The sequence below is a fragment of the Kitasatospora sp. NPDC127111 genome (genome assembly GCF_042677465.1).
Lineage (GTDB): Bacteria > Actinomycetota > Actinomycetes > Streptomycetales > Streptomycetaceae > Kitasatospora.
This window is the reverse complement of record NZ_JBHXTG010000155.1, coordinates 1-4,454: the sequence shown is the minus strand read 5'-3', so window position 1 is coordinate 4,454 and position 4,454 is coordinate 1. Positions and strand designations below refer to the sequence as shown.

Annotated in this window: 4 protein-coding genes and 1 pseudogene; 1 reads left to right on the top strand and 4 read right to left on the bottom strand. The window is 75.9% G+C overall.

Translation table 11 applies throughout. The features are described from left to right. Positions 1–365 (bottom strand): transposase (locus ACFVHB_RS39865; protein ID WP_380332854.1); only part of this gene is annotated, 365 nt, incomplete at its 3' end. A gap of 92 nt (positions 366–457) precedes the next feature. Further along, positions 458–1,054, bottom strand: coding sequence for a hypothetical protein (locus tag ACFVHB_RS39860; protein ID WP_380332852.1), 597 nt, complete (start codon positions 1,052–1,054; stop codon positions 458–460). Between the two features lie 218 nt (positions 1,055–1,272). Here ACFVHB_RS39860 and ACFVHB_RS39855 point away from each other — a divergent pair. Further along, positions 1,273–1,911, top strand: a pseudogene (locus tag ACFVHB_RS39855) (phosphatase PAP2 family protein); the annotation flags it as partial. Positions 1,912–2,055: 144 nt separating this feature from the next. Here ACFVHB_RS39855 and ACFVHB_RS39850 read toward each other — a convergent pair. Next, complete coding sequence (locus ACFVHB_RS39850) at positions 2,056–2,781, bottom strand: response regulator (RefSeq protein WP_380332850.1); 726 nt, start codon at positions 2,779–2,781, stop codon at positions 2,056–2,058. A gap of 7 nt (positions 2,782–2,788) precedes the next feature. After that, entirely contained in the window at positions 2,789–4,198 is a 1,410-nt protein-coding gene (locus ACFVHB_RS39845; RefSeq protein WP_380332848.1) for a sensor histidine kinase, read from the bottom strand. Positions 4,199–4,454 lie beyond the last annotated feature (256 nt).

Here is a 4,454-nt window from a genome sequence, read left to right as displayed (position 1 = left end):
TGGCGCTTGCGGACCAGCTGCGGCTCGAAGGAGCCCTCGCGGTCGCGGGGGACGTCGATCTCGACCGGCCCGACCTCGGTCAGAACGGTCTTCGACCGGACGCCGTTGCGGGAGTTCCCGCTGCCGGCCCCGGCCGGGTCGTGCTTCTCATAGCCGAGATGGTCCGTCATCTCGCCCTCGAGCGCGGATTCCAGGAGCTTCTTCGTGAGCTGCTGGAGCAGGCCGCCGGCGCCGGTGAGCTGCAGCCCGCTTGCACGGGCCCGGTCGACCAACTGCCCGATCAACTGGTCGTCCAGGGCATCCGGCTGCAACTCCACCGGCCGCACGGCCTCCACGGCCTCGGCCGAGACGGTCACGTCTGTCATCAGGTGCTACTTCCTTGATCGGGAGTTACACCGTTCTTTTTACAGACCCGGATCGACTTCCCGTGCCGACTTCTCGTGCGGTGCGGCGGCGGTCAGGGGGCCAGCCAGGGTGGAGTGTCGGGGAGGAGGGCGACCCGGGTGGGGTTCCAGGTGCCGTAGCGGGGGTTGATGCGCAGGTGGAGGGCGGTGGCGGCGTCGGCCAGGGCGAGGCGGACGGTGGCGTCGCCCGCCGAGGTGCCGGCGTCCTGGCCCGCCGCGGCGGCGAGGTGCCGAATACCCAACCGGCGGCGGTAGTAGTCGTCGATCCCGCTGCCCGGGACGCCCTGCGCGGCCAGTGCCCGGGCGAGCACGCCGGCCCCGCCGTACCGCTCCTCGTCCGTGGCGCGGGCCACCGCCACCTCCGCGCCGCCGACGGCCAGCCCGTGGTCGACCACCGCGCGGGCGACGACCGCGTCGAGCACCAGGTCGGCGACGGCCCGCCGCGCCAGCCCGTCCGGCTGTTGCCGGGCGTCCGCCGAGGCGCCGCCGGCCGGGTGCCGCAGCTCCGCGACCCGGGCCTCGACGGCGCCCACCGGGATCCGCCGCCCGTCCAGCACCGCCGCCGTCCCCGCGGTGAGCCGGCCGCCCCCGCAGGCGGTGAGCGCCGAGGCGGCGAGCAGGACGCCCGCGACGGCGGTCCGACGGTGCATGGCTGGTCTCCGGGGTGGTGGCGGCGCACGGCGGGCGTTCCGGTGCCGGGCCGAGCGATGTCCCGAGAGTAGGGCGGGCGGGGCCGTGTCGCGCGGACCGTCGCCCGAACGGGTCACCCGCGCGGAGCACACCGGATGTCAACCCTGACGATCGTCCAGGTCGACCCCTGCCTTTCGGGCCGGGTGGACCCCCGCCCGTCCCTCCTACCGTCCTGGCCATGACGAACACGGTCAGGAGAACGGTCATGAGCGCAGGGGTCAGGACGGCGGGCTCGGGCCCGGGCACGGGCACCCGGGTGACCGTCGCGGCGGCGTTGGCGGCGGCGGGCACCGGCGTGGTCGGGTGGCTGGCGCCCGCCCAGGGCGGCCCGGACGCACCGGTCCGGGTGGTCGACGGCCCGTCCGCCGCCGGCTACCGGCAGGTGACCGAGGCCGTCGCCGATGCCCCGGCCCGGCTGGCTTCGCTGCCGGAGCCGGCCACCGAGGCCGGCCTGCTGGTGCTGGGCCTGCTGCTGGCGCTCTGCTGGTGGACGGCGCGCCGACGACGGGCCGCCCGCCTGGTCGCGGGGGTCGCGCTGACCGGCCTCGGCACCGTGCTCGCGTACGGGGCGAGCGAGGTGCTGAAGGTGGTGGTCGACGAGGAGCGGCCCTGCCGGGCACTGCCCGGCGCGGCGTCCGTGCGGTCGGCCCTCGCCGAGTGCCCGCCGCCGGGCGACTGGTCGTTCCCCAGCAACCACGCGGCGCTGGCCTTCGCCCTCGCCACCGGCCTGGTGCTGCTGCGGCCGCGCTGGGCCCTGGTGGCCGTCCCGGTCGGCCTGGCGACGGCCGCGCTGCGGGTGGCCGCGGGCGTGCACTACCCGCACGACGTGGTCGCCGGCGCCGTCCTGGGCGGGACGGTCACGGCCGCCGTGGTGGTGGCCCTGCTGCCGCTCGCCACGACCGGGGTGACCGGATCGGCCGGCATACCCCTCCTGGGGCACCTGCTGCTGAGGCCCCGGGGCTCAGGTGCGCGGCCCACCCGCGCACGTTCCGCCGAGGTTCAGGCCGGCCTCGTGCGCGAGGACGGCCGCGGCCGCCCGGTTGGCCACGCCGAGCCGCGCCAGGATGGAGCTCACATGGGCTTTCACGGTCCCCTCCACCACCCCGATCCGGCGGGCGATCTGGCCGTTGGAGAGCCCGGCCGCGACCAGCGTGAGCACGTCCCGCTCCCGGGAGGTCAGCCCGGCCACCTGTTCCCGGGCGGTGGCGCGCCGGCCGGCCGCTCCACCGGCCCCGACGGACGCCAGGTGGGCGACCACCCGGGCGGCCACCTTGGGTGAGAGGTAGGCGGCGCCGTCCGCCACCGCCCGCACACCGGCGATCAGCTCCTCCGGTTCGCCGGACTTGATCAGGAACCCGTTGGCGCCGCCGCCGAGGGCACGCAGGATGTAGTCGTCCTCGCCGAAGGTCGTCAGGATGACGATCCCGGTGGCGGCGCCGGTCCGGCGGATCTCGGCCGCGGCGGTGAGGCCGTCCGCGCCGGGCATCCGGATGTCCAGCACGGCGACGTCCGGCCGGTGACGCCGCACCAGCTCGACGGCCTCCCGGCCGTCACCGGTCTCGGCGACGACCTCGATGCCCGGGTCGGTGGCGAGCACCGCCCTGATGCCGGCGCGGACCATCGGCTCGTCGTCGGCGATCACCACCCGGACCGGTGCGGTCCTCGCGGGTCGCTCCCCGCCGCTCATCCGGCGCTCACGAGACCAGGGCGTCCAAGGAGATCAGCACGTCCGCCTGGAAGCAGAGCCGGTACGCGTCCCCGGAACGGTCGTTGTTGAACGGCTCGGCCGTGATCGCGTAGTACTCGCACGTCACTCCTTCTCCCCGGGGCGGCGGATTCCCCTCCTCGGGATGGTACGGAAACTGACGATCCGGCAGGAACCTCTGCACCGCCGCCCGGTCCTGCCCCACTCGCAGCAACGCGTAGTCCGCCGGGTCCAGCACGGCACGGCCGGCGGTGTAGATCGCCCAGCCGCGCAGGACGGCCAGCAGCACCAGCACGGTGGCCAGCGGCACCAGCACGGTCGCCGCCAGCATCCGGCCCACCCGGCGGCGGGCGTGGCGCAGTTCGCGGGCGGGTGACACCGGGGCGGGGCCGGGGACGGGAACGGCAGGGGCACCGGAGCGCGGCAGGTACACCGCGACCTCGAAGCCCGTGCCGTCGCCGCCAGGACCGTGACGGAGGGTGCCGCCGACCAGCCTGACCCGCTCGGCCATGCCGATCAGACCGCAGCCACCACCGACCGGCGTCACCGGGCTCCCCGTCCCCGGGCTCCCCGTCCCCGGGCTCCCCGTCCCCGGTCGCGACGACGACGGGCCCGCGGCCGACCGGCCCACCGGCGGCGGGCCGTTGACCACCCGGACCCGGGCGCCGTCCGGCGCGTGGGCCACCCGCACCGTGACCGACGCCCCCGGAGCGTGCTTGGCCGCGTTGGTCAGCGCTTCCTGAACCACCCGGTACGCCGCGTGCTCGGCCGCCCGCGGCAACCCGCCGGCCTCCCCGGTGACGATCAACCGGACGTCCAGGCCCGCCGCGGCCGACTCCTCGACCAGCTGGGCGACACCCGCGTCGGCGGGGCCCCGGGAGGGCGCGTCGTCCGCCGGGTCCCGCAGGATCCCGATCACCTCGGCGAGGCGCTCCACCGCCGCCCCCGCACCGGCCCGGATCTCCCGGGCCGCCTCCCGGTGCGGCTCGGCCAGGTCGGGCGCCAGCTTCAAGGCTCCTGCCCGCAGGGCGATCAGGCTCAGGTCGTGCCCCAGGGCGTCGTGCATGTCCTGCGCGATCCGAGCCCGCTCGCGCAGACGGGCCTGCTCGGCCACCAACCGCTGCTCACGCTCCAGCCGCTCCGCCCGCTCCCAACCGGCCCGCACCAGTTCCTGCGACTGCCGCCAGAACCGGCCCACCATCCAGGGCGCCATTCCGGCGCAGACCAGCAGTGACAGGAAGGACGTCCCCGGCACCATCCACGCCGGCACCGCCACCGCCGCCACCACCCCGAGGACGACCATGACGGCCAGCACCACGACCGCCGGTCGCACGCGCTCCATCCGGCGCCCGGCCAGGAACGCCGCGCCGATCGCCGGCAGAGCCCACCAGATGCTCACCGCGCTCAACCCGATCGACGCCGACGCCCCCGCCAACAACCCGCCATCGAGCCGACCGCACCACCACTGTCCATTCACACGCACGCCCTTGACCCTACGAAGACCCGGGCACCCCCGAATCTGCCGAAAGTCATGACCGCACCCCCACACAGAACGTCGGCCCCGCCGACTTCCCACTCCCCGCCCAACCGAGGCCCCAGCGCGAGCCCCCTCCGCACAGCACCGCCGCTGGGCACCCCACCCAGGAAGTCGAACC

What these genes read in the sequence shown, in the direction of transcription:
- ACFVHB_RS39860 (WP_380332852.1), bottom strand. Translation starts at nt 1,054, where the DNA reads ATGCACCGTCGGACCGCCGTCGCGGGCGTCCTGCTCGCCGCCTCGGCG.
- ACFVHB_RS39850 (WP_380332850.1), bottom strand. Translation starts at nt 2,781, where the DNA reads ATGAGCGGCGGGGAGCGACCCGCGAGGACCGCACCGGTCCGGGTGGTG.